This is a genomic window from Alteromonas sp. G5_S2_22_S1, from assembly GCF_054968525.1.
Genome location: NZ_JBQKUJ010000018.1, coordinates 52520 through 77925, shown reverse-complemented (window position 1 = coordinate 77925; position 25406 = coordinate 52520). Strand labels below are relative to the sequence as shown.

Below are 25406 nucleotides of genomic sequence, written 5' to 3'. Positions count from 1 at the left end.
GCTTGAGTACATTGGTTAGTAACGAATTTGATTTAGAACCGTCAGATAGTAAGCGTTTGGCGAGTTTGTGTGGCCCCTTTGACGATAACATCAAACAGATAGAGCGCAGGCTAGGCGTAGAAATTACCTACCGAAATAACGCGTTCAAGGTGTTGGGTGAACCGCAGCAAATAAAAAGTGCTAGTGAATTACTTAAGCTTCTTTATATAGAAACACAGCCGATTAAAGGCCGTATTCCAGAGCTTGAAGCAGAACAAGTTCACTTAGCCATTCAAGAAGCCCGGGTTATTGAGAAAGACGCAACCGGTGGCTATGGCAAAGAAGTGAATATCAAAACTAAGCGCGGCGTGATTAAGCCGCGCAACCCCAACCAGGCGCAATACGTGGCGAACATTGTTAACCACGACATTACCTTTGGTATTGGCCCTGCGGGTACAGGTAAAACCTATCTCGCAGTAGCTGCGGCAGTAGACGCGCTAGAACGCCAAGAGATACGCCGCATATTGCTTACCCGCCCTGCGGTGGAAGCTGGTGAAAAATTAGGTTTCTTACCCGGCGATTTATCGCAAAAGGTCGACCCGTACTTACGCCCTCTTTACGACGCCCTATTTGAAATGCTGGGCTTCGAGAAAGTTGAAAAGCTTATGGAGCGCAATGTAATTGAAGTGGCTCCGCTGGCTTACATGCGTGGCCGTACACTTAACGATGCCTTTATTATTCTGGATGAAAGCCAAAACACCACGGTAGAGCAAATGAAAATGTTCTTAACCCGTATCGGCTTTAATTCGAAAGCGGTGATCACCGGTGACATCACACAGGTAGATTTACCTCGTGGCGCGAAATCAGGCCTGCGCCATGCCATCGAAGTATTAAGCGAAGTGAACGATATATCGTTCAATTTCTTTCATGCAGAGGACGTGGTACGACACCCTGTAGTTGCTCGCATTGTGCGTGCTTACGAGGTTCACGACGCGGAACAAGAGCGTCTTCGCAAAGCGCGTAAAGAGGAAGCTTTGCAACTTCAGCGTGAGCAAACCGCCCAAGACGCGCAAGCTAATGCGTCTGCGCAGTCAGCGCAAAACCAGTCTAACGCGTCGCCCGCAAAAGGCGATAGCGCATCGTGACCGCTATTATTGATGTACAACAAGCATTCGAAGGTGAAGAGGTCATTTCAATTGACATCCCTTCGCCTGCAGAGCTTGAGTTATGGGCCAATGCTGTTCTTAAGTACGAAGGTTTAAGTGATCAAGAAGTCACTATTCGCTTTACCGATGAAGCGGAAAGCCAAAGCTTGAACAGTGAATATCGCGGTAAACACAAACCTACTAATGTATTATCTTTTCCTTTTGAAGCGCCGCCAGGTATTGAAGTTAACCTGCTTGGCGATTTAGTTATTTGTGCGCCCGTTATCAGCCGTGAAGCTGAAGAGCAGGATAAGCAAGTAAGCGATCACTACGCACATATGACAGTCCACGGCCTCTTGCATTTAATGGGATATGACCATATAGACGATGCAGAAGCCGAGGAAATGGAAGGTAAAGAGATTGATATTCTTGCCCAATTAGGCATTGATAACCCCTACGACGCTGACGAGTAAAAGTCATCACAAACCATTGTTATATATAGCATTTAACACTTGATAACAATAAAACATTGACGCCCAGCACGAACCATTTTAACGTTGGCGTTGAACTAACAATTAAACGGACATTATGAGCGACGATAATCCTCACTCTACCAACGGCTCATCAGGCAAGAGTTGGTTAGATAAACTAAAAAATTCGATTTCTGGCGAGCCGAGAAGTAAAGAAGAGTTAGTATCGGTTATTACCGATGCTGAACAGAATGACATCATAGACCCACAAACCCGTGAAATGATTGAAGGGGTAATTGGGGTAAATGAAATGCGAGTAAGGGATATCATGATCCCTCGCGCTCAAATGACCACCATAGATGTTGAGAAGAAGGTAGAAGAATTCCTGCCTCTCATGCTTGAATCTGCCCACTCCCGTTTTCCTGTTATTAGTGAAGATAAAGACCACATCGAAGGTATTTTGCTTGCAAAAGACCTGCTTGCGTTCGCTTTTAATGCAGAAAAAGAATTTAACCTGAAAGATATTTTACGCCCTGCGGTCATTGTCCCTGAGAGTAAACGGGTTGACGTACTGCTAAAAGAATTTCGTCAACAGCGCTACCACATGGCCATTGTTGTCGATGAATACGGCGGCGTATCGGGTCTTGTCACCATTGAAGATATTCTAGAGATTATCGTGGGTGAAATTGAAGACGAATACGATACCGAAGAGGACGGCACCGACGATATTCGCCCGCTGAATAAGTCGACCTACTCCGTTAAAGCGCTTACCCCGGTAGACGACTTCAACGAATTTTTTGAAACCAAGTTCAGTGAAGAAGAAGCGGATACCATTGGCGGAATAGTACTTAAAGCGTTTGGCCATATGCCTGAAACCAACGACGAGATAACCATTGGCGATATTCAATTCAAAGTCACCAACTCGGACAAACGTCGGCTTATTCAGCTTAAAGTGTCTGTGCCTTCACTTGAGTAATGCAGTAACTTAGCAAGCGCCTTTTACCTGGGGGCGAAATAAAGCAAGACGCTTTCGCCCTAGGTTAATTATAACAACCTTAATAACCACCATCAGATCACACCTATGCTGAAACGGTTTTTCCCCCATCTCCTTCTTATTTTAAGCGGCGCCAGCTTAACGCTAGCTTTTGCACCTTTTAACATGTGGCTGTTAACTATTCCTGCACTCGCGCTGGCGATACGACAGGTGATTAAGCTCAAACATCGCCCGTTTTTTGCCGGATGGCTATTTGGTGCGGGCTGGTTCGGCGCAGGCATTAGTTGGGTACACGTCAGTATTGCCGACTTTGGTGGATTACCTCTTATCGGTTCCATTGCCTTAATGGCATTACTTTGTGGTTACTTGGCGCTATATCCAGCGCTCGCCACTAAACTCACCGCCAAGTTTTTTTCGCCCCATTTATGGCCCATGGCACTGCCTTTTTTCTGGGTTGTGGCCGAGTGGTTGCGAAGTTGGATGCTAAGTGGCTTTCCGTGGTTATCTTTAGGCTATAGCCAGCTAGAAAGCCCACTGTCTGGCTTTGCCCCTGTTATTGGTGAAACAGGAATAAGCGCGCTTATCGTTATTAGCGCTACCCTATTTGCGCTGATTCACAATAGGCGAACTTTCGCCAACGCAGTGCTGGTTGCGCTGTGCTTATTTACCAGCGGCTATCTGCTTAAACAGCATACCTGGGTTACCCCAAACAAAACTTATTTTGTAGGCATGGCGCAGGGAAATATTGCACAAAGTTTACGGTGGGTACCTGAGCAAGATGGCCCTACCATGGATACCTATTGGAAGCTAACCGAAAGCTTATGGGATAACGACCTGATTATTTGGCCAGAGGCGGCGGTTCCCAAGCTTGAACCATTGGCGCAACCCTATCTTGCCAAGGTTAATGAACGAGCTTTTACAGAAAACACCGCTCTTATAACTGGTATTGTTAACTATAACTGGGAAACTGACGAGGCGTGGAACAACCTTATTGTGCTTGGTAAACGCACGCCAGATGCTACGTCCCCTGATTACCAATATTTTCACAGTAACCGTTTTTCAAAGCACCACCTATTACCGGTAGGTGAGTTTGTGCCTTTTGAAGACTGGCTTCGCCCCCTGGCCCCTCTATTCGACTTGCCCATGTCGTCATTCTCTCGCGGTGATTATCAGCAAGCCAACTTAGAAGCCAATGGCATCCACCTAGCGCCCGCTATTTGTTTTGAAATTGCGTTTCCTCATCAAGTTATGGCAAACGTATATGAAGATACAGACATGATCATTACAGTAAGTAACGATGCGTGGTTTGGTCACTCTCACGGTCCTGCTCAGCATTTGCAGATTGCGCAAATGCGTGCTCTTGAGTTGGGGCGCCCTGTGGTTAGGGCAACGAATAATGGCATTACGGCCTTTATAGACCACAAAGGCGAAGTGACAGCTCGCCTACCTCAGTTCATGGCCGGTAATATTTCAGCGCCAGTTGTGGCAACTCGCGGTTTTACACCGTACTACCACCTGCAAGAGTTAGGTGTTTGGCTATTGACGTTATTTCTTTTAGCGTCTGCGATAACACTTAAGAGAGCCGATATCAACCGCAACTAGGCCTATAGAGCACAATCTGAAAGGTGTTTTGGAAAGTTAAAAAATATCGGCTACAGCATTTACTGTTCTGGAGTGGAGAACTGGTATTTATGGGGCAAAGCTGCTCTTAAAAAACGATTCGGTGTAGTTAAACGTAAGTTTTTACCTAGTTACTCCGACGGCCGACTGCTCACCGACATTCTTGAAACCGTATCCATACTTTCGTGTAATACGCGCACTATGAAGATGTTTGAGCCACTTACCTCATAGGCTATCAAGTGATTTTTTATTGGCATAAGTCTGAACGGAGCAACATTTTTATCTTGATATTCTGGGTAGCGGTAAGGGTTTGAGGAAAGTAAAGAAATTGCATCATACAGGCCATCTAAGTACCTGTCGGCTAATGACTCGCCCCATACTTTGTGGCCATAAAGCCAGATATCGATTAAATCCTCTTTTGCAAGATTCGATATCGTAATATGCATCAATTATCAACTCGTTCCTTGGCCTCATTTTTTATTGCTTCTATGTCTAAAGTACCAGCTCTGCCACTTTTCCTTCCTTCTTGGACGGCCGATACTAGCGCTTGACGTTTAAGCGCTGCGTATTCTCTACTGGACAATAATACGCCTTGCTCTTTACCGTTTCTGGTAATTGAGACTGGCTCAGATTGCACACTCATTAGCAGCTCTCCGAATGAATTTTTAGCTTCAGTTGCTGAAATGACTTTCATAGACCTGTTCCCCACTTGATATGTGATACTTCCAAAATAGCTAATCTAGCTATTTTGTTCAATAAACTCTTTCAATCGTGCCGAAATGACTAAATCAAAAAGCGTTGGTTGGAGCTTTACTTTTGGAAAAACGGCGCCTTACATTTGGCGCCGCTCTCATTTAATGTATGTGGATTAGACGCTAAATTTTATTAATTACCTGCCGCCTGAATAGCAGTAAGGGCAATGGTAAATACAATATCATCCACCAACGCACCGCGACTTAAGTCGTTGACTGGCTTTCTCATGCCTTGCAGCATAGGGCCAATACACACTAAGTCGAAGCTGCGCTGCACCGCTTTATAAGTAGTGTTTCCGGTATTGAGGTCAGGGAACACAAACACGTTTGCTTTACCCGCAACCGGGCTGTTTGGTGCTTTGCTCTTACCTACGCTCTCGATTGCTGCTGCATCATATTGTAGCGGGCCATCGATGAGTAAATCAGGGCGTAATTCTTGTGCAATTTTAGTTGCCTCGCGCACTTTCTCTACGTCACTACCTGCACCTGACGAGCCTGTACTGTAGCTTATCATTGCCACACGTGGCTCAATACCAAACATCTGTGCAGATTCTGCAGATTGAATAGCAATGTCGGCCAGTTGCTGCGCGTTAGGGTCTGGGTTTATCGCACAGTCGCCGTAAACCAATACTTGATCAGGCAACAGCATGAAAAATACCGACGAGACTAAAGATGCATTTTCAGCGGTTTTAATAAGCTGTAGCGCTGGGCGAATGGTATTGGCGGTGGTATTAACTGCACCAGAGACTAGCCCGTCAACGTCGCCTTGCTGAAGCATCATAGTGCCCAACGTAACATTGTCCTCCAGTAGCTCTTTTGCTACCACTTCAGTCACACCTTTGTGGCCGCGAAGCGCAACTAGGCCTTCAACGTAGTCATCTTTTATCTCACTCGGAGAAACAATTTCTACGCCATCGCTCAATACTACCCCTTGCTGCTCAGCAACACGGCGAATTTCTGTCTCATCGCCAATGAGTACCGGTCGCGCCAAACCGCGCTTTGCACAAATTGATGCCGCAACTACCGTCCTTGGCTCACAGCCTTCAGGCAGCACTACGCGCTTGTTAACTTGTCTTGCGCGGTTAGTCAGATAAAAACGAAACGCAGAAGGCGATAGCTTTTTCTGGCGCGATACTTTTTGCGTAAGCGAATTTACCCAGCTTGCATCTAAACTTTCAGCGGTATGCACCATCACTTTTTCAATACGCTGGCTGTCGTCAACCGGCACTTCCTGATTGAAAGCATGCAGTGATTGAGCCGTTTGCCATGTATTCGAATTTACCAACATAACGGGTAACCCCGTTTCCATCGCTTGGCTGCACAGTGCCATAATGTTTTCATCTGGTTGATAACCACCAGTTAAAAGCAGTGCACCTAATTTAGTACCGTTTAACGCAGCTAAACAACACGACACAAAAACATCGCCGCGATCACCAGACATTACAAGTAGCGCGCCGGGTTTTAACGTATGCGTCATGTTGTGAATTTCTCGCGCGCAAAAGGTTACACTGCTTAAGCGACGCTCGGACAATTCACCCTCATTTAACAAGGTAGCATTGAGGTGTTTAGCGACATCGGTAGCACGAGGAGAGACTAAGTCAGCACTCCAATCAATGGTACCAAGTAAGCTTAAGCCTTTTTTGAAAATAGGTAATTCGCGAAGGGCTTGCGTACGCGCTTCGTCATGTTCAGGGGCCTCTATAGCACCAATATCGGCGCGCAGTCGACCGTGTTCATCAAACGGCGCGTTGACCTTGTTGAAAATACAGCCTACTACTTTTTGGCTTTTATGACCGCCGTAGGTATCTACAACAATTTCAAGTCGGTGGTTAATATCAGTTGTTGAATCGTTACCTGGCACGGCAACAAAGACAATATCTGCATCTAACGCACGGCTTATTTCTAAATTCAATCGTTCAGCGTAAGGGTGGTGGCGAGTGGTCACTAACCCTTCGATAACGGTAACAGCGTCTTGTACGCTTTTCTCTTCAAAGCGTTCGATAATTTCTTCAAGTAGTTCATCGGTGCTGTCGTTGCTGATCATGCGCTCAACATAGTCGAGTTCAAACGGCGTTATCGGCGATACGCTAGCGTGATGGGCTATGATTGCGGTGGAGCGTTCTTCACCGTTATCACCGCGGCGCGGTTGCGCTACGGGCTTGAAAAAATTTAGTTTTATACCTTGTTCTTCTATAGCGCGAACAAGGCCCATGCTGACCGTTGTTAGGCCCACACTGGTGCCAACTGGGATCAACATAATTCTGCGAGACATATATACTCCTGCTTTAGCTTACAGATTGCTATTGCGTGTTCAAATTACGCGAACGTAGCGGCTTCCGCGGCAATAACCCACTCTTCGTTAGTAGGTACTACGTAAACGGCGGTCGATGCGTTTTCTGCTGATATTTTTCCGCCCTGACCAAATCGAGCATCCGTATTCCTTTGCTCATCTAACGTAATGCCGAAATGAGCAAAGTAACCCATGGTGGTCTCTCTGATAAGCGATGAGTTTTCGCCTATACCGCCTGTAAAGACAATAGCGTCTAGCGTTGGAACCGCTACCATATAACCAGCAATGTACTTCGCTAAGCGATAGCAGAAAATTTCAATGGCTAACAGTGCACCTTCATGACCTTCAAGGGCGGCGTCTTCCAGCGTTCTACAATCATTACTCAACTCTGAAATACCCAGTAAGCCAGACTGTTTGTTTAAAAGGTCACTAATTTCATCGGCGGTTTTGCCTAACTTTTTCTGCAGCGTACCTGGCAAGCTTGGATCGATATCACCACAGCGCGTCCCCATTACCAAACCTTCGAGAGGAATAAAGCCAAGGCTGGTATCTACCGCCTGCCCTTTTTCGATGGCAGAAACGCTACAACCATTACCTAAATGCGCGCTGATAATACTGGTATCTGATACCGGCTTATTAAGTATTTTTGCCATGCTGTCGAGAATAAACTTATGGCTGGTACCGTGAAAACCGTAGCGCCTTATGCCGTGTTCGCGATACAGCGACATGGGGAGGGCGTAAATAAAGGCTTTCTTAGGCAGAGTTTGGAAAAAAGAAGTATCAAACACCACTACGTGCGGTAAATCCGGGTAAGCCGCCTGTGCGGTAACAATACCTTTTAAATTCGCCATGTTGTGAAGCGGCGCCATGCTTGCGTAATCTTCAATGGCTTCCAATACGCTGTCGTCGACAAGCGCAGCCCCTTTAAACTTTTCACCGCCATGCACTACGCGGTGGCCGATTGCAATCGGTTGAACACCTGTACTGGCAATTATCTCTGCAATCGCGTTAAGCGCTTCGGTGTGACCTGCTTTTTCAGGTAAGGCTTGTTTCTCTTTTTTGCCGTTAAGCTTATAAGATAAGCTAGCATCGCTATTGCCTAACGCTTCTGCAATTCCAGTAAGGCCCGCTTCGCCAGTTTCAGCATCAATAATGGCAAACTTGACTGAAGAGCTGCCACAGTTCAAAACAATAACTTCTTTTTTCATTTCGTGTAATTTCAATTAAAGTGGTAATACGTTGTGTTTGGCCAATTGTAGCATTTCTAATCAATTAACGTGGTTAAACAAATGCTAAATGTTTTATAAAAATCATCGCATACACTTGTTTAATTTAGGGTCTTTATCCTCATTCATTAATTTCACCCGACCTGCTTTTATCAAAGAAACGCGTTTGCCATTCTTTTACCCGCCTTATTTTAAAAAAAATAAATCTAATAAATTCATATAGATGAGAATTATTTTAAATTTTTTTCAAAAAATACAGTGATTGCGTGTTGAAAAAGATTTGGGCTATCCCTACATAGTATTTGTCGGCGCTGAAAGGTCAGGTCGACAAAACCGCCGCCGCAATGTCGGGGCATTTAAACTTTAAACATATTGCTTAATTTTGAGGATATGACTATGCGTACTATCGATCTATCTCCACTTTACCGTTCATTTATTGGTTCTGATCATCTTGCATCTCTTGTGGATGCGGCGTCTCGAGCAGAAAAACAAAGCACCTACCCGCCTTACAACATTGAGTTACTTGGCGATGACAAATATCGTGTAACCATGGCCATTGCGGGCTTCAGTAAAGATGATGTGACTATTGAGGTTGTAGAAAACACACTATCAATCACAGGCACTAAGAAAGCTGAAGGGGAAGACAAGGAAAATAAAGAACGCAAGTTCTTACATAAAGGCATTTCCGAGCGCAATTTTGAGCGTAAATTCCAGCTTGGCGATCACGTAAAAGTGTTAGCCGCTGATATGGAAAATGGCTTATTACACATCGATATGGAGCGAGTCATACCTGAAGCCAAGAAGCCTCGTCAAATAGAGATTGGTTCTCGATTACTCGAAAACTAAATTAATTGTTTCTTGGTTTGTTTCCCAACTTTTAGCGGCGCCTTACGGCGCCGTTTTTTTGCGCGTTAGATGCATTAATTAGGGAACAAAAACGGCCTGTTAAAAACACCTAACTATCGAGTACCTCAATCACATAGTTTGCCTTCCCTGACTCGCCAGATACAAAACTCCCACTAATTACTTTGCCCGCCAACTCTCCAGTTGCAGAGCCTTCTACAACGCTAAAATCGCTGCTAGCAACACCATTTTCAAATTTACCATGGTGCAAAAACGTTACCGCACCACGCATCCCGTTTACTGCGCCAATAAAGGTTTCAAATCCAGTGAATTTTGCTGCTAACTGGGATTGATAAGACATTAAAAGTTCAAGACTGGACTCGCCGCTCATATCACCAGAGTAGGTCTGCGCAATAGTAGCGTGAGACGTCTTAACTCCCTCAGGCTTTTCCGTAAGCGTATCTTCGTCCCACTTGGTAATGGCAAAACTTCCTTTGTATTCCATACAACTCTCCTAATTTTTAATGCATCCTAGCCCGAATAAAAGGTTAACACAGCATTCAAATTGTAACAGGCTATTTATCAGCGCCTTATATGAGCCCCTTTAGCGTTGCGAGCCCCACTGCGTTGCAGGTGCTTGCATCTTTAATTTCCCCGCTAACAATTTTTTGTTTGAGTTCGCTTAATGCGAGAGGCACCACACGTAGGTCTTCCTCTTCTACGTCGAGTTTCTGTGCGCCCTGTGTTAGCCCCTTAGCTATATAGATATGATAGCCTTGGTTACAAAAGCCATAGGCTAAATATTGAAAGCCAACGTACTCCATTGAATCTGCGATTAACCCAGTCTCTTCCTCAAGTTCACCCTTTGCGAGTTCTATAGGATCAGCGTCCGGATTAGCCTCCCAAGCGCCTTGCGGGAGCTCAAGCTGACGTTGTTTAATCGTATAGCGGTACTGCTCCACCATATAAACGGTGTCACCTTCAATAGGTAGAATGATGGCAAAATCGGGTTTTTCTACCACCCCATATATACCTTCGTGTCCGCTGCTGCGACGAATTCTATCTTCTCTTAACCGTAGCCATTTGTTTTCGTACACTACTTTTGAGTCTAGCGTTTGTATGTCAGACACAATTACTCCTTATTATCGCAAGAACAATCACTGTATAACCTTATAGTACGCTATTGGTAATACTAACCAAAGCTTGCTTACTTTCTACCACTAACTCTCGTTTAAACGGGTTAAAAACAGTGGAATGATAGGAACTAATTGAGAAATAGGAATATGTAAAGAATGGTCAAAAATGCGGAATTAACAAACGCGAAAGATAGAGTGCTTATGAACGCGGGCGGAAGGAAAGCGCCAGCAGTATGCTACTGCTGGCTTGGCAACTTAAATATATTCAACTTCGATGATTTCAACTTCAACCGTGCCAGAAGGCGTTTGAATGGTTACTGTATCATCAAGCTCTTTACCAATAAGGCCGCGAGCAATAGGTGAATTTACTGAAATAAGATTGTTCTTAATATCAGCTTCATCGTCGCCTACGATGCGGTAGGTCGTTTCTTCATCGCTATCAACGTTTAAGATGGTTACGGTTGTACCGAAAATAACTTTCCCCGTATTTTCCATCTTAGTGACATCGATGATCTGGGCGTTTGAAAGTTTGCCTTCGATGTCCTGAATGCGGCCTTCGCAAAAGCTTTGCTGTTCACGTGCGGCGTGATACTCAGCATTTTCTTTCAAATCACCATGCTCACGTGCTTCGGCAATCGACTCGATTATACGTGGGCGTGTTTTTGTTTTAAGTTCGTTTAATTCGTCACGCAGCATTTGAGCGCCGCGCGCCGTCATTGGATACTGACTCATGAATACCGTCTCACTTAGCTTGTAATTTAAACAGAAAAGTGCGCCGCAAAGGCGCACTTTTTATTGATTCACACAAATGTAATATTGCTAGGATACCTCGTATCCTAGCGTATGTCATCAGTGTTTAAGCCTAGCGTGCAGTTCTTGAACTGAAGCCACTTTATTGCGGTCATCAGCAGACTTAGCGCGAATAGTTGCAAACGCTGCATTCATCGTGGTGGTATAGGTAACCTTGTTCACCAAGGCTTCACGACGTATGTAAACTGAATCGGTAATCGCTTGGCGACCTTCTGTTGTATTTATCAAATAAGCGTATTCACCGTTTTTGATAGCATCAACAATGTTGGGTCGGCCTTCAGATAGCTTATTCACCACCGTGCTCATTATACCTGCATCGTACAAGGTCGTTGCTGTACCGCGCGTGGCTTCAATACTGAACCCAGCCGCAACAAGGGCCTTAGCTAGCTCGATAATTTTCGGCTTGTCAGTTTCACGCACAGAGATAAGTGCTTTACCTTCTTTCGGCAGTGGCGCGCCTGCGCCAAGGTTCGCTTTAGCGTACGCTTCTTCAAACGTATCGCCAACACCCATAACTTCACCAGTTGAGCGCATTTCTGGGCCTAACAGTGGGTCAACACCTTGGAACTTAGCAAACGGAAGTACCACTTCTTTCACCGAGTAGAAAGGTGGGATCACTTCTTCAGTTACGCCCTGCTCTGCCAAGCTTACGCCCGCCATTGCACGTGCCGCAACTTTAGCAAGAGGAATGCCCGTGGCTTTTGATACGAAAGGTACCGTACGCGCTGCACGCGGGTTAACCTCGATTAGGTAAACTTCGCCGTCTTTTATCGCAAACTGGGTATTCATTAGCCCCACTACGCCAAGCTCTAGCGCCATGGCTTTTACCTGCTCGCGCATCACGTCCTGGATGTCTTTGGGGAGTGAATGCGGAGGCAGTGAACATGCAGAGTCACCAGAGTGAACACCCGCTTGTTCGATGTGTTCCATGATACCGCCAATCACAACCTCTTTACCGTCGCATATAGCATCGATATCCACTTCGATAGCGTCATCTAGGAAACGGTCTAGCAATACGGGCGCGTCGTTAGACACTTTAACCGCTTCGTTTAGATAACGCTTAAGGTCTTTAATGTCGTAAACGATTTCCATCGCACGTCCACCTAACACGTAGCTTGGACGAACAACCAGCGGGAAGCCAATCTCTTCAGCCATAGTTAGCGCTTGCTCGACGTTAGTTACTGTCGCATTCGCAGGCTGCTTAAGATTAAGCTTGTTCACCATTTGCTGGAAACGCTCACGGTCTTCAGCACGGTCAATCGCTTCAGGTGAGGTACCGATAACCGGTACGCCTGCTGCTTCTAGGGCACGAGCAAGTTTAAGAGGCGTTTGACCACCGTACTGTACGATAACGCCTTTTGGCTGCTCTTTAGCAACGATTTCAAGTACATCTTCCAAAGTGACTGGTTCGAAATACAAGCGATCTGAGGTGTCGTAGTCAGTAGACACCGTTTCAGGGTTACAGTTAACCATAATGGTCTCGTAACCGTCTTCACGCATTGAAAGCGCCGCGTGAACGCAGCAATAATCGAATTCAATGCCTTGACCGATACGGTTAGGGCCACCGCCCAATACCATGATTTTCTCTTTATCGGTTGGCGCAGCTTCACACTCTTCGTCATAGGTCGAATACATATAAGCCGTGCTGGTAGAGAACTCTGCGGCACACGTATCTACGCGCTTGTACACTGGAGAAATGCCAAAACCGCGACGAGCTTCACGAATATCGCTTTCTGCCACTTTGGTCAGCTCAGCAAGACGTGCATCTGAGAAACCTTTGCGCTTTAGCGCGCGCATAAAGTCAGCATCAATACCCGGCAAACCAAGTTCTGCCACTTTCGCTTCAAGAAGAATAAGATCTTCTAGCTGCACTAAATACCAGCGGTCAATATTGGTAAGGTTGAACACTTCTTCAACGCTCATGCCCATACGGAATGCATCGCCAATGTACCAAATACGCTCTGCACCCGGCTGGCGAAGTTCGTAAACGACTTTATTGCGCGACTCAGGGTCTTCAAGGTCAACCATTGGGTTCAAACCTGACGCACCAACTTCAAGACCACGAAGGGCTTTTTGTAACGACTCTTGTTGGTTACGACCAATCGCCATCACCTCGCCCACTGACTTCATCTGTGTGGTGAGACGGTCGTTAGCACCGGCAAACTTTTCAAAGTTGAAGCGAGGGATCTTAGTGACAACGTAATCGATTGACGGTTCAAACGACGCCGGCGTTAAACCGCCAGTGATGTCGTTAGCTAGCTCATCTAGGGTGTAACCTACTGCTAACTTCGCAGCCACTTTCGCAATCGGGAAGCCCGTTGCTTTAGAGGCTAGCGCCGATGAACGCGATACACGCGGGTTCATTTCGATGATAACCATACGACCGGTTTTAGGGTCTACGCCAAACTGTACGTTTGAACCACCGGTTTCAACACCAATTTCACGTAGTACAGCCATCGCTGCATTACGCATAATCTGGAATTCTTTGTCGGTAAGGGTTTGCGCTGGGGCAACAGTGATAGAGTCGCCCGTATGAACCCCCATTGGATCGAAGTTTTCAATTGTACAAACAATAATGCAGTTATCTGCCTTATCGCGTACTACTTCCATCTCGTATTCTTTCCAGCCAAGTAACGACTCATCAATAAGAAGTTCGTTGGTGGGGGAAAGGTCGAGGCCGCGGGTACAAATTTCATTGAACTCATCAATGTTGTAGGCAATACCACCGCCGGTTCCGCCCATGGTGAATGAAGGACGAATGATACATGGGAAGCCGATGCGACTTAGCACATCGTGCGCTTCGTCCATACTGTGGGCGATTTCCGCACGTGGACACTCAAGGCCAATGTTTTTCATCGCTTGGTCAAAGCGTTCGCGGTTTTCCGCCTTATCGATAGCGTCAGCCGTTGCGCCAATAAGCTCACAGCCAAATTCTTCTAGTACACCGTGCTTATCAAGCTCTAGCGCACAGTTAAGGGCTGTTTGCCCACCCATAGTAGGAAGAATGGCGTCTGGACGTTCTTTTTCGATAATTTTGCGTACTACTTCCCAGTGAATAGGCTCGATGTAAGTCGCATCTGCCATTTCTGGGTCGGTCATGATGGTTGCTGGGTTAGAGTTAACCAAAATAACACGGTAGCCTTCTTCGCGAAGGGCTTTACACGCTTGCGCGCCTGAATAGTCGAATTCACAAGCCTGGCCGATTACAATAGGGCCAGCACCAATGATAAGAATACTTTTTATGTCGGTACGTTTTGGCATAGCGGGCTAATTCCTACTGCTTGTGTTGTTCAATAAGTTCAATGAAGTGGTCGAATAACGGTGCCGCTTCATGAGGACCTGGGCTCGCTTCAGGGTGACCCTGGAAACTAAACGCAGGCTTGTCGGTGCGGTGAATACCCTGCAACGACTTGTCGAACAACGAAATGTGAGTTACTTCTAGGTTATCTGGCAAGCTAGACTCATCAACCGCAAACCCGTGGTTTTGGCTAGTGATCATAACTACATTGCGTTTTAGGTCTTTAACCGGATGGTTTGCACCATGGTGACCAAACTTCATCTTCACTGTTTTAGCACCGCTTGCAATAGCAAGAAGTTGGTGGCCAAGACAGATACCAAACACAGGTACACCGGTTTCAACGATGGTTTTGATAGCCGTAATTGCATAGTCACATGGCTCAGGGTCGCCAGGACCGTTCGACAGGAATACACCATCTGGATTTAGGGCTAATACCTCTTCAGCAGGTGTTTGTGCTGGAACCAACGTTATTTTACAACCGCGGTCGGCTAACATGCGAAGAATGTTGTTTTTTACGCCGTAGTCGTATGCCACAACGTGATATTTTGTTTCGCTTGGCGTTACATAACCTTTGCCAAGCTCCCAGCTACCTTCTGTCCATGTTTTCGGCTCAGTAATACTTACTACTTTCGCCAAATCCATGCCTTTAAGGCCAGGAAAATCTTTTGCTTGCGCCAGTGCACTAGACTCGTCTAATTCATCTGAGCAAATGATGCAGCCATTTTGTGCACCTTTGTCTCGTAAGATACGCGTTAAACGTCGGGTATCTATGTCAGCAATACCCACAACGCCTTTCGCTTTTAGGTATTCAGACAATGTTTGCTGTTGACGAAAGTTACTAGCAACAAGAGGTAGGTCACGGATGATTAGACCTTTCGACCAGATTTTATCTGCTTCGACGTCTTCTTCGTTAGTGCCGGTGTTGCCAATGTGTGGATAGGTAAGTGTGATGATTTGTTCAGCGTAGGATGGGTCGGTGAGAATTTCTTGATAGCCGGTCATGGAAGTATTAAAAACGACTTCCCCGACGGCGGAGCCTGTAGCGCCTATCGCCGTACCTTTAAAAACAGAACCATCCTCTAACACCAAAAGGGCAGAATTAGCCAAGTCAACCTCCAGATTAAGGATAACTATGTGTTTGTGCAGTTTTTTGCACAAACCCCACAAAAAACGGGAGTTATTGATAACAATACATCCCGTTTTACGATCTTTGCAGCTAATAAAACCGTACTCTTCAGCAGGTTTGGCAGCCTCAGAATACGAAATTCTGGCAAATTCCGGCGAGTATACATCACTCACTGAAAATGGCAAATTTATTTGTGATAATTTACTAAAATAACGCCTTTACCACCATTTTTGCCCAGAACCACTGAAAGTACAGCTTATAGCTCAATAAAAGTGCAACTTAAGGTTAACACTTTCATAACGCCCCAAAAACGGATTAGCTTTTAAGGCAAATTAAAGCTTCAAATTAAGCACATCAACCATGGAGTATAGACCAGGTTGTTTTCCGTACAACCATTTAGCTGCATGAACTGCACCTTTAGCAAAAGTTAAGCGGCTTGATGCTTTGTGCGTTATTTCCAAACGCTCCCCGATATCGGCAAAAAGCGCGGTGTGCTCACCAACAATATCTCCTGCTCTTACCGTTGCAAAACCAATAGTGCCTTGATCTCGCTCTGGCTCTTTACCTTCACGTCCATACACGGCACAGGTTTTCAAATCCCGGCCTAGTTCGTCAGCAATGGCTTCACCAATGGCCATCGCCGTGCCTGATGGTGCGTCTTGTTTAAACCTGTGGTGAGCTTCGGTAATTTCTATATCGGCTGTTTCGCCTAGCACACTTGCAGCTTGGCGTACTAAGGACAACATTAAGTTCACCCCTACACTGTAATTAGCGGCGAAAACAATAGGAATATGCTTGGCAGCTTCATCGAGTGCAGCTAACTGCTCATCGTTTAAACCCGTTGTGCCAATAACAACAGGCATAGTATTTTCAACACACCAAGATAGGTTACTCTCAATAACAGATGGTAAGGTGAAGTCGATCATTACGTCTGCATCGCTACCGCTTAAGCTAGAAAGTGCAGAACAATCAATCTCTTTTTTGCCTATGCCGGCGAGTTCACCTACGTTTAGGCCTACCCACGGTGAATCATCGCGCACGGTAGCAACACTCAACTCGGCATCGTCGCTTAAGTCAAGCGCTTCGATTAGTACACGACCCATGCGCCCATTGGCGCCAAACAAACCTACTTTCATTCTTCGTTTTACACTTTTATTAACCTTCAACTAGGACGCATTTTGCCAAATGCCCGCACTATTGCAATGCGTGTTTCATATTAAATAGGTATAACAAGGAACGGAGATAGCCTTAGACTTTTTTCATTGATGGGTTACACAACAAAGCGTCAGCTTAAAACATCGTAAATTAAGGTCGTTCATTGCTGTCTACAGCAATAGCGGACTTATAACACTTCGCTTGCTTAAGACAAGGCGAACCACGCGCAAAGTACGCCTTGTAAACGATTGCGCTTTACCGCGCTCTATCAGTTGATATCACCGTTAGGATAGGTAGGCGTTTAAAGCCGATAGCTAAACTTGTTTTCTATCACAACTTAGGCGACGCTAATGCCCTACGCTTAAATAACACAATATCTATCGATACTTTATGCGAAATATCATGCAAAAAACTCTGATTTGGGACCTTCCTACACGGCTGTTTCACTGGCTTCTAGTAGTAAGCCTTTTAGCCCAATACGCCACCGCTGAATGGCTAGATAACGCCATTCAGTGGCACTTTTATATCGGGTACTTCACTTTATTTTTGGTCGTTTTTAGAATTATGTGGGGAGTTGCCGGTACGCAGTATGCGAAGTTTAGTAGCTTTGTGACTGGCCCAGGACGGGTCATAAACTATCTGAAGACCTTGTTTGACAGGGACTCCGCCCCGTCTGTGGGTCACAATCCTCTAGGAGGCTGGTTTGTAATTGTCATGCTGGTTTTGGTAGCAATACAAGCGATATCAGGCTTGTTTATGACCGACGATATCTTTCTTGATGGACCTTATCGGCAGTTGGCAGGTGATGAAACGCTGGAATTAATGAATACGCTACATCACTTGGCATTTGACCTACTACTTTATGTTATCGCACTTCATATTGGCGCCATCATGTTTTACAGCGTCTACAAAAGGCAAAAGCTCGTTCCTGCAATGATCCATGGGAACAAAGTGTCAAAAACCGTAGGGATTGCGCACTCTCGACTACTCCGCGCTATTATCGTCGCCGTAATTGCCGCACTTGCTGTATACCTTGCTATTGAAGTGTATCCGCCAGCGCCACAGGTAGATGAATATTACTACTAACAAGTGCAGGTAGAGCTAGCTTCGAGGTGCGTGGGCTGTATTGCGAAGCAACTATCACGAAGTAATTCGTGACGAAGCGATAGTCACGACGCGTTTGTCAAAAAGCAACGGTTCGTTATTCACGCTTCGTCTTAAAAAAGGGCTTAGGCGAACACCGTTGAGCATGCTCACATTTATCAATAAAAAGGGGCTAATGCCCCTTGATTAATACTTGAATGCTTGAGCACTGTCCCTTTTGAACAGAAGCGTTAAGCAATACTAGATTCATCAACCAGCCCTTTTTGTCGCATAAGTGTTTCAATTTCTTTTACGCTTGAAGGGTCGTCGATAGTAGAAGGTACTGTAACGGTTTCGTTGGCTGCAATTTGTCGAAGTAGTTTTCTTAAAATTTTCCCTGATCGCGTTTTAGGTAACCGGTTCACAACAATTGCCCGTTTAAAACAGGCCACAGGCCCGATAGTATCTCGCACTCGTTGAATTAATTCCTTCTCTAGTGCTTCTTCGTCAATGGAAACGCCATCTTTAAGTAGTAACATGCCTATTGGTAATTGCCCCTTAAGCGCATCGTGTACGCCTATAACACTGCATTCGGCTACGGCTGGGTGTGCGGCTAATACCTCTTCCATTTCGCCTGTCGATAAACGGTGCCCGGCTACGTTTATGACGTCGTCAGTTCGCCCCATAATAAATACATAGCCATCGTCATCGACATAACCGTTGTCGCCAGTGCTGTAGTAGCCTTCGAATTCTCGCAGGTAACCATCGATGAACCGCTGATGATCCTGCCATATGGTAGTCAAACAGCCCGGGGGTAAAGGTAGCTGTATTGCTATAGCGCCTTTTTCACCTTTAGTCTGCTCAACATCGCCGCCTTTAAGCACTTTAACGTTAAAACCTGGTGTTGGTACGCTAGAGGAGCCAGGCTTTGTTTCCATGGGCTCTAAACCCATAGGGTTGGAACATATAGGCCAGCCGGTTTCTGTTTGCCACCAGTGATCGATAACAGGCACGCCGACCTTTTCGCTAGCCCAGTAATACGTGGGTGGGTCGAGGCGCTCGCCAGCCATAAATAATGTTCGTAAGCTAGAGATGTCATACTTAGATAAATAGTCGGCGTCTGGATCGGCTTTTCTAATCGCACGAAACGCCGTGGGCGCAGCAAACAGCACATTAATTTTATGGGTTTCTATCATTCGCCAAAATGCACCAGCGTCTGGTGTACCTACCGGTTTTCCTTCATACAGTACGGTTGTTGCCCCTTTAATGAGCGGCGCATACACAATGTACGAATGCCCTACAACCCAACCTACATCAGACGCGGCCCAAAACACATCATCCTGACTGATGCCATAAATTGCCCCCATGGAGTAATGAAGCGCAACAGCATGGCCGCCGTTATCTCGAACAACCCCTTTAGGTTTACCCGTTGTTCCTGAGGTATAGAGTACATAAAGCGGATCGGTGGCATCGACAGCGACCGGTTCGGCGGGCTGACTTGCAGCAACCAATTCTTGCCAGTCGTAGTCGGTACCTTCGTTTAGGGAGGCAAGCAACTGGGGGCGCTGGAAAAGCACACAGGCGCTTGGTTTGTGACTTGCAAGTGTTACCGCTTCATCCACCAGCGGCTTATAAGCCAGCACTTTGCTGCCTTCAATACCGCATGAGGCTGTCACAATAACCTTTGGCTTTGCATCATCTATTCGCACAGCAAGTTCATTAGAGGCAAAGCCCCCAAATACCACAGAGTGTATGGCGCCAAGTCGTGCACACGCTAGCATGGCAACAACTGCCTGGGGGATCATAGGCATATAAATAATAACGCGGTCGCCTTTAGCTACTCCTAAACTTGATAAAGCGCCGGCGAAGTGTGCTACTTGCGTAAGCAGTTCGCTAAACGTGAAGTGTTGTGTAGTTTGCGTAACCGGCGAGTCGTAAATCAACGCTGTTTTTTCTCCCCGCCCGTTTTTTACATGATGATCTAAAGCTAGGTAACAGGTATTGAGTTGCCCTCCCCTAAACCATTCATAATAACCATTATCCGTTTTTTGACAGCCTTTCTCAGGCATCTGGAACCACGCAATATTACGCGCTTGGTCTAACCAAAACTCGTCGGGATGTTGGGTCGAGGCAATGTATTCGTTTTTATAAGTCATAACCATGTCCTGAGTAGGGTTTACCAATAACCTACTTCAGTTCACTACGGAGTGCTTATAAGACTTCAGGCGTAGACGCCATAACAACCTGATTTACAAATATTTAAACTTATATTTTCATTTGCATTTGGTTACTAGGTGCGGTGAACTACACCTTCTGCCCTACCACTTTTTTAAACCAGTCTTCCACATTCATCGGCTTATCGAGGTAATAGCCTTGAAATGCGCTACAACCGCAGGCTTTTGCTTGATCGAGTTGCTGGGTGGTTTCTATTCCTTCCGCAACCGTACCTAAATGAAGCGCTTTGGCCATATTACATATACTGGTAACTAATAACGTTTTTTGTTGCGATGCTTCCATTGCTTCTATAAATACTCTGTCGACCTTCAACTCTTTTATAGGCAAGTCTTGCAAGTAATTTAGGTTTGAATCCCCTATGCCGAAGTCATCAATAGACAAACTGAACCCTTGCTCAGCAAGCTCCCTCACGCGATATTGAATAATGCTCACACCTCGTATCAGCGCGCCCTCTGTCAACTCTAACGTTAATTTTGAGTGAGAGATCTGCCACCTGTTTACTATGCCAACAAACTTGCTCACAAAGTCAGCTCTCGCTAAATGCTTGGCACTAATATTTACAGAAAGTTTTGTATCGATATGCTGAGACTGGCAATCGCTAAGTAATCTGCACGCTTCATTGCAAACCCATAACCCAAACTCTGCGATAAATTCGTTTTCTTCGGCAATGGGAATAAATTCGGAGGGCTTTACCATTCCTAAGTGTGGATGTTGCCACCTTAATAATACTTCGGAGCTTATAACACTACCTTGCCCATCGTATTGAGGTTGTAGTTGCACAAATAACTCGTTATTTGAAATCGCTCTGCTTAGCGAGTGTTTAATATAGTTGTAACGCTCAATATCGCTTGCATTGATATGAAAATAGTCGTGCGTTAGCGAAGCGCTGTTTGAATCGTTTATTTCGCGTAGGGGCTTGCGTGACAACAGCTCGCGTATTTTTTTAAAAGAAAAATACTTAATAGGCACGGTACAGCTAATCGTCTGTGTTTCTATCGTTAAAAGGCTATTATGAAGCGTTATAGGTGCCAACACCTGTTCTTGTATAAGCTGAGCATAGGCTTTGGCAGCATTGATAGATTGGCCTTCTTCATTAAAGTCTTGATGCAAGTGAAGAAAGAAGTTAGCGCTATCGCATTTAAACACACTGGCATTACCTGAGTTATTTGTCTCAAATGTGCGGACAAAGCGGCTAGCTAAAATGCGTAAAAGGTAGTCGATGGTAGGTTCGCCATACGCATCCTCATATTCTTTAATATTACGTACGCTTACCCGCATAAAGACCGAGAATGGTTTAGCCGATTTATCTTCATGCGCTTTTTCGGCAAGATAGTGTTCGAACTTGTTTAAATTAGGAAGGCCTGTTACTGCGTCGGTTAACGCTAGCTGTTTAAAATGCTCAATTTCATAACGTTGCGTGGTAACATCCCGAATTGTAGCAACCACTAACTTCTGCTCGTGAACAATACACGTCGTAAAACTAACCTCGCAGGAAATACGCTTGCCATTTTTGTGCCGCAAGCACTCTCTTACAGCGCCGCCGTCCGCGCATATTTTCAATCCCGCATCTAAATTCAAAAAGTAAGAAGGTATATCGCTATTTTGTACCTTAGTGGCAATTAGCTTAACGTCTTGCCCTATCAAATCGTCTGGCTCGAAACCCAAAACTTTAGTTACACATTCGTTAGCTGACAATATGGTGCCATTCTCGTCGATGCTTAAAACAATACTATCGACGCTATTGAGCAAACTAACGACATAGTCGGTATAATCGTGTTGAGAATCTGATAAACGCTGAACGTCCGTTTCATCCTGTATTACGCCAAAAAGCCGTGTCAGCCTTAATGCTCCAGACTCCATTCGCTGAATTTGCAGAAAAACCGTCAATTTGACATTTTTAGTGCGCCCTTGCTTGTCCTTAATATCGATATGCCTTACGAACTGCCGCTCGCCTTTCATCGCTTTAAATACTTTATACTTTAACGCGGCTCTTTCGCTCGGCACCATAGTGTCGAGAATCTCGTTAAGATTCACACTTTTCACGCGCCTTATTCCCAGTAGGTTTCGCGTTACTTCCGTTGCGGCAAAAACTCCCGTGGCTCGGTCTAATTCCCACGCGCCTACTTTAGAAATAGCGCTGACTTCTTCTAACAGTGATAACTGTTCTGAAAGTTTGTCTGAATACGGATGCCGAATGAGGTCATACTGATAGCAGACTTCAATTTTCTGCCTCATGATATCGATATAGTCATGCTGCTGAGCGGTTAATACGCTATTTGAAACAAATATAAGTACAACGCCCATCACTTCATTTTGCATGTCTCTGATCATTGCAACAACAATATGATTATCAGCAAACTGCGTAAATGATTGAGGCAGTACAAATTCACTAGCGGGAATAGGTGCGCTTAAAGGTGTGAGAGGAAGCATGAGTAAAACGTGAGAGGGAAAAACAATACTTTCGGCATCTACAAGAGTATGGTTTTTATCAGTTGCAACCACCGTAGCTCGGCCGCTATTTGGGTTTATTGAGGCAAGCGCTATACTCAGAGCTTCGGTTTTTGCCCTATTTTCATTAAGTAAATCAGCAATACTTCTCTGAGTTGCACGCACGGTTGAAAGCATGCGTTCACTGCGTAAATCCATCTAAGCGAACCTTTTGATAATCCATCAATTACAGCAAAAGCAAAAGTCACAACACATTTAATCAAACAAAGAATGTGCCATATTCCTTAGAGTACTTTGAACCTTGCTACTTTATTTTACGGCATGTTATTTTAAGACGCGTTTCATTTAACTGTCGACGTGTGAGCTACGATCATCACAGGCTTAATAGTTAAATTGACCGTTCAAACCGGGGGAGAGATTGCCGCTTCAATTCAAACAATATAGACAACTACCGTACAAATTTCCAGCAGCTTTTTATTCACTTTGTCCTTCAATCTGGAATTTGAAATAAAGGTAGCTATTGAGTTAGCGGGTATTGAAACAGAGCGCGTTTTCTCATAAGCCACTATCACCGGATAAATTGAAACACAATGGCAAAGCAGTTAAAGAGAAAACGAGCTCATTTAGGGACTTATACAAAGAGTATTAGTCTTTCTTAAAATCATCGTGACAAGATTTACAGCTAGCGCCTATTTTGCCAATAGCGCCACGATACGCACTTTCATCACCCGCTTTAACCGCGGCTTGTAGGCCTTGAGCAGCGGTTTTAAGCGCCATTACCTTTTTCTCTACCTCTGAGAAATTTTCCCAAAGTTCATCCTTTGCCCCTGTTTCAACATCAAACTTACGCGTATCTACAGATAAATAGTCGCCCATCATCTCGGCGAGTTGCTCAAGGCGCACGGCATTCGTTTGCATAACGCTTTCATCATAAGGTAATGCGCCTTTTGCCATGCCACCGAGCGGGCCCATATTACTGCGCACTAGCTGAAATACCGCTTGGCGATACTGTGTTGCTGCTTTTGCGTGTTTTTCTGAAGATGCTTCTGTTACATCAGCTGCAACTGAAGTTGACATTACGGCACCTGCGGTTGCCGCGACGATCATTGCTTTATTTAAAATTTTCATGCCTGTTCCCTTTATTTGCGTTGAGGACATCTGCAATTGCGGTAAAGCAGATGTCTAATATTTTGCTTATAAGTCTATCGTGACGAATAGTTAGTGTCAGCGCAATAAAAATAACGGTGAAACCGCCCTTTCAAGGGATTAGTGCCCAATTATCGCACACGAAAACCCTCCGCTATTTTACTGCAAAGGAACATTTTGGACAGTCACTCATCTTACTCAAAGTACAGCTTCGGACAGTCACTTACCTTCTCAAAGTGCAGCTTCGGACAGTCCCTTACCTTACACAAAGTATAGCTTTGGACAGTCACTTATATTACCTAAGGTACAGGTTCGGACAGTCACTTGCTTTATCTCGACATCGCGATGTGATTTAACACTGGCATTTACCATTGATAAACCCCTAGATACGAAAAAGCCCTCAATAAGAGGGCTTTCGCATTGGTCTCTATTTTAACTAATTAGTTAGTTAAATCGTCAAAGAACTTTTTCACGCCATCGAAGAAACCTTGCGCTTTCGGGCTGTGCTTGCTTGAAGCCTTGCCCATAGACTCTTCTAGCTCTTGCAGTAGCTCTTTTTGACGTGATGATAGGTTAACTGGTGTTTCCACCACAACTTTACACATCAAGTCGCCCATAGCGCCGCTTCGAACCGACTTAACGCCTTTACCGCGTAGACGGAACATGCGGCCAGTTTGCGTTTCAGCGCTAATTTTCAGCTTAACTTTACCGTCCAAAGTAGGAACTTCAAGTTCGCCACCAAGGGCTGCTGTAGTAAAGCTTAGCGGTACTTCGCAATACAGGTTGTTACCGTCGCGTTGGAAGATGTCGTGTTCGCGAACGTGTACTTGCACGTATAAGTCACCTGCTGGCGCACCGTTCTCGCCCGCTTCACCTTCACCAGATAAACGGATGCGATCGCCTGTGTCCACGCCAGCTGGGATCTTAACGTTAAGCGTTTTAGTTTTTTCTTTACGGCCATGCCCATGACAGCTGTTACATGGGTCTTCAATGATCTTGCCCTTACCCGAACAGGTTGGACAGGTTTGCTGTACCGCAAAGAAGCCTTGGCGCATTTGAACCTGGCCGTTGCCGTGGCAGGTTGGACAGGTTTTAGGTGAAGAACCTTTTTTCGCACCTGATCCATCGCACACATCACATTCAACCAGCGTAGGTACGCGAATATCAACGCTCTTACCGCGAACCGCTTCTTCTAGACTAAGCTCTAGGTTGTAACGTAGGTCTGAACCTTGACGAGCACGCGATTGGCGTCCACCGCGACCACCGCCGCCAAAGATATCACCAAAAACATCGCCAAAGATATCGCCGAAGTCGGCACCACCACCGAAGCCGCCGCCACCGCGGTTTGGATCTACACCTGCGTGGCCGTATTGGTCGTATGCTGCACGCTTCTGCGAATCTGACAGAATTTCGTAGGCTTCCTGGATTTCTTTAAACTTATCTTCCAGGCCTTTATCGCCTTGCGTACGGTCAGGGTGATACTTCATCGCAAGCTTTTTATACGCTTTTTTAATTTCACGTTCGCCCGCGCTTTTATCTACCCCGAGTACTTCGTAGTAGTCTCGTTTCGACATATCGTTTACATATCCTACTTTTTTGTCGACAAGCATGTAATGCTTATCGAATCTACATCTGACTGTTGTGAAAATA

20 protein-coding genes are annotated in these 25406 nt (G+C 45.4%); 6 read left to right on the top strand and 14 right to left on the bottom strand.

Annotated features, from left to right (window positions below):
* Nucleotides 1–2: 2 nt before the first annotated feature.
* The 4 genes from ACTRWF_RS16585 to lnt all read left to right on the top strand — a co-directional run bounded on the left by ACTRWF_RS16585 (nt 3) and on the right by lnt (nt 4190).
* Complete coding sequence (locus ACTRWF_RS16585; protein WP_015066805.1) at nt 3–1124, top strand: PhoH family protein; 1122 nt, start codon at nt 3–5, stop codon at nt 1122–1124.
* Entirely contained in the window at nt 1121–1597 is a 477-nt protein-coding gene (gene ybeY, locus ACTRWF_RS16580; RefSeq protein WP_015066804.1) for an rRNA maturation RNase YbeY, read from the top strand. Before ACTRWF_RS16585 ends, ybeY begins: the two co-directional genes overlap by 4 nt.
* Nucleotides 1598–1712: 115 nt before the next feature.
* Nucleotides 1713–2570, top strand: coding sequence for a CNNM family magnesium/cobalt transport protein CorC (corC, locus tag ACTRWF_RS16575; protein ID WP_012517912.1), 858 nt, complete (start codon nt 1713–1715; stop codon nt 2568–2570).
* 105 nt (nt 2571–2675) lie between these two features.
* Nucleotides 2676–4190 (top strand): apolipoprotein N-acyltransferase, encoded by a 1515-nt coding sequence (lnt, locus tag ACTRWF_RS16570; protein ID WP_273016648.1) that lies wholly within the window; start codon nt 2676–2678, stop codon nt 4188–4190.
* A gap of 149 nt (nt 4191–4339) precedes the next feature.
* Here lnt and ACTRWF_RS16565 read toward each other — a convergent pair whose 3' ends face one another.
* The 4 genes from ACTRWF_RS16565 to ACTRWF_RS16550 form a co-directional block, all read right to left on the bottom strand.
* Nucleotides 4340–4654 carry a type II toxin-antitoxin system RelE/ParE family toxin gene (locus ACTRWF_RS16565; RefSeq protein ID WP_273016646.1) on the bottom strand — a complete coding sequence of 105 codons (315 nt, stop codon included), beginning with the start codon at nt 4652–4654 and terminating at the stop codon, nt 4340–4342.
* Complete coding sequence (locus ACTRWF_RS16560) at nt 4654–4902, bottom strand: type II toxin-antitoxin system Phd/YefM family antitoxin (RefSeq protein WP_015066801.1); 249 nt, start codon at nt 4900–4902, stop codon at nt 4654–4656. Before ACTRWF_RS16560 ends, ACTRWF_RS16565 begins: the two co-directional genes overlap by 1 nt.
* Before the next feature lie 191 nt (nt 4903–5093).
* Nucleotides 5094–7232: a phosphate acetyltransferase gene (gene pta / locus ACTRWF_RS16555; protein ID WP_273016642.1), complete on the bottom strand. Its 2139-nt coding sequence runs from the start codon at nt 7230–7232 to the stop codon at nt 5094–5096.
* Nucleotides 7233–7276: 44 nt separating this feature from the next.
* Nucleotides 7277–8458 carry an acetate kinase gene (locus ACTRWF_RS16550; RefSeq protein ID WP_015066799.1) on the bottom strand — a complete coding sequence of 394 codons (1182 nt, stop codon included), beginning with the start codon at nt 8456–8458 and terminating at the stop codon, nt 7277–7279.
* A gap of 414 nt (nt 8459–8872) precedes the next feature.
* On the opposite strand from ACTRWF_RS16550, the gene ACTRWF_RS16545 reads away from it, so the two are divergent.
* The gene (locus ACTRWF_RS16545; protein ID WP_012517907.1) at nt 8873–9322 is read left to right on the top strand and encodes an Hsp20 family protein; all 450 of its coding nucleotides are present in this window, start codon (nt 8873–8875) and stop codon (nt 9320–9322) included.
* Between the two features lie 109 nt (nt 9323–9431).
* Here the strand turns inward: ACTRWF_RS16545 and ACTRWF_RS16540 are convergent, their stop codons facing one another.
* From ACTRWF_RS16540 to dapB, 6 genes are all read right to left on the bottom strand, one after another.
* On the bottom strand, nt 9432–9824 hold the full coding sequence (locus ACTRWF_RS16540; protein ID WP_012517906.1) for a DUF3224 domain-containing protein: 393 nt from the start codon (nt 9822–9824) through the stop codon (nt 9432–9434).
* 85 nt (nt 9825–9909) lie between these two features.
* Nucleotides 9910–10449 carry an NUDIX domain-containing protein gene (locus ACTRWF_RS16535; RefSeq protein ID WP_462835898.1) on the bottom strand — a complete coding sequence of 180 codons (540 nt, stop codon included), beginning with the start codon at nt 10447–10449 and terminating at the stop codon, nt 9910–9912.
* Nucleotides 10450–10710: 261 nt separating this feature from the next.
* Nucleotides 10711–11187, bottom strand: coding sequence for a transcription elongation factor GreA (gene greA / locus ACTRWF_RS16530; protein ID WP_015066798.1), 477 nt, complete (start codon nt 11185–11187; stop codon nt 10711–10713).
* 117 nt (nt 11188–11304) lie between these two features.
* Nucleotides 11305–14526, bottom strand: coding sequence for a carbamoyl-phosphate synthase large subunit (gene carB, locus ACTRWF_RS16525; protein WP_012517903.1), 3222 nt, complete (start codon nt 14524–14526; stop codon nt 11305–11307).
* Between the two features lie 13 nt (nt 14527–14539).
* Nucleotides 14540–15670, bottom strand: coding sequence for a glutamine-hydrolyzing carbamoyl-phosphate synthase small subunit (gene carA / locus ACTRWF_RS16520; protein WP_012517902.1), 1131 nt, complete (start codon nt 15668–15670; stop codon nt 14540–14542).
* A 351-nt stretch (nt 15671–16021) separates the two neighbouring features.
* The gene (gene dapB, locus ACTRWF_RS16515; protein WP_012517901.1) at nt 16022–16825 is read right to left on the bottom strand and encodes a 4-hydroxy-tetrahydrodipicolinate reductase; all 804 of its coding nucleotides are present in this window, start codon (nt 16823–16825) and stop codon (nt 16022–16024) included.
* A 421-nt stretch (nt 16826–17246) separates the two neighbouring features.
* Between dapB and ACTRWF_RS16510 the strand changes: the two genes are divergently transcribed.
* Nucleotides 17247–17930 (top strand): cytochrome b/b6 domain-containing protein, encoded by a 684-nt coding sequence (locus ACTRWF_RS16510; RefSeq protein WP_012517900.1) that lies wholly within the window; start codon nt 17247–17249, stop codon nt 17928–17930.
* A gap of 248 nt (nt 17931–18178) precedes the next feature.
* Here the strand turns inward: ACTRWF_RS16510 and ACTRWF_RS16505 are convergent, their stop codons facing one another.
* From ACTRWF_RS16505 to dnaJ, 4 genes are all read right to left on the bottom strand, one after another.
* Nucleotides 18179–20083: a propionyl-CoA synthetase gene (locus tag ACTRWF_RS16505; protein WP_024016048.1), complete on the bottom strand. Its 1905-nt coding sequence runs from the start codon at nt 20081–20083 to the stop codon at nt 18179–18181.
* Nucleotides 20084–20231: 148 nt separating this feature from the next.
* Nucleotides 20232–22808 (bottom strand): bifunctional diguanylate cyclase/phosphodiesterase, encoded by a 2577-nt coding sequence (locus tag ACTRWF_RS16500; protein ID WP_012517898.1) that lies wholly within the window; start codon nt 22806–22808, stop codon nt 20232–20234.
* 447 nt (nt 22809–23255) lie between these two features.
* A complete protein-coding gene (locus ACTRWF_RS16495) occupies nt 23256–23738 on the bottom strand; it encodes a c-type cytochrome (RefSeq protein WP_012517897.1) in 483 nt (160 codons plus the stop codon).
* A 458-nt stretch (nt 23739–24196) separates the two neighbouring features.
* Nucleotides 24197–25330, bottom strand: coding sequence for a molecular chaperone DnaJ (gene dnaJ, locus ACTRWF_RS16490; RefSeq protein WP_015066791.1), 1134 nt, complete (start codon nt 25328–25330; stop codon nt 24197–24199).
* Nucleotides 25331–25406: the final 76 nt, after the last annotated feature.